This is a genomic window from Vibrio sp. 10N.261.52.A1 (assembly GCF_002876325.1).
Taxonomy (GTDB): domain Bacteria; phylum Pseudomonadota; class Gammaproteobacteria; order Enterobacterales; family Vibrionaceae; genus Vibrio; species Vibrio chagasii.
Map to the genome: position 1 here is coordinate 1 of NZ_MCYD01000101.1, position 1,274 is coordinate 1,274.

The 1,274-nt window shown below is 48.3% G+C and carries 1 protein-coding gene; it reads left to right on the forward strand.

Translation table 11 applies throughout. The features are described from left to right. The coding region (locus BCT81_RS01330) for an ABC transporter transmembrane domain-containing protein (protein ID WP_102423043.1) at nucleotides 1-1,274 on the forward strand (1,274 nt) is incomplete at both ends.

The following is a 1,274-nucleotide window of genomic DNA, read 5'->3' on the forward strand; positions in this document are numbered from 1 at the left end:
GCTCAACAGAATCCAGAATCAAAACCAGAGAAGAAAAGCCTCAGCATTTTGCTTGAGCTGATTAAATTTATTCAACCTTACAAAGGCCGCGTGATTGCAGCTCTGATCGCTTTGATCTTCACGGCGAGCTTAACCCTTTCTGTGGGACACGGTATTCGCCTTCTGATTGACCAGGGTTTTAGCCAACAATCGTTATCAGACTTAGGTAGCGCTATCCAATTCATCATGGTCGTGGTGGTATTGATCTCTATTGGTACCTTCTTCCGCTTCTATTTGGTTTCTTCCGTTGGTGAACGTGTAAGCGCGGATATCCGCTTATCCGTCTTCAATCACGTTGTGACACTTCATCCGAGTTATTTTGAAACCAATGGCAGTGGCGACATCATGTCGCGCATCACAACAGACACCACCCTGCTTCAGAGTATCATCGGCTCTTCGTTCTCGATGGCGATGCGCAGTGCGCTAATGTGCCTTGGTGCAATCATCATGTTGTTTGCCACCAACATTAAACTCACGCTTATCGTGCTGGCTTCGGTGCCGTTTATCTTGATTCCAATTTTGGTTTACGGGCGTCGCGTAAGAGCGCTATCACGTAAAAGCCAAGATTCGATGTCAGATGTTGGCTCTTATGCGGGAGAAGCGATTGAGCACATCAAAACCGTGCAGAGCTACAGCCGAGAAGCCCAAGAGAAAGCGTCGTTCGCACTTGAAGTAGAAAAGGCTTATGAAATTGGTCGTCAACGCGTAAAACAGCGCGCGATTCTTATCTCTGGCGTGATTGTTATCGTGTTCAGTGCGATTGCAGGCATGCTTTGGGTGGGTGGTACTGATGTTATCAACGGCACCATGTCCGCCGGCGATCTGGCTGCATTTGTCTTTTACGCGATTATGGTCGCTTCATCCCTAGGGACAATTTCTGAAGTGATGGGCGAACTGCAACGTGCGGCAGGTGCCACCGAGCGTTTAATTGAGATTCTGCAAGTGGAAAGCCACATCGTTGCCCCAGTCGAGAATCCAACATCGCTCGATAACTTAACGCCAGAAGTCGCTTTTGATAATGTGACCTTCTGTTACCCGTCTAGACCTGATCAACCAGCAACAAGCAGCCTGTCGTTAACCGCGCACGAAGGTAAAGTATTGGCGTTAGTTGGCCCATCCGGTGCAGGTAAAACCACCCTATTTGAATTGCTGCAACGTTTCTACGACCCTCAAATGGGTAAAGTGACGCTAGGTGGCGTGGAACTCAATCAGTTTGACCCGAACGAACTAAGAAA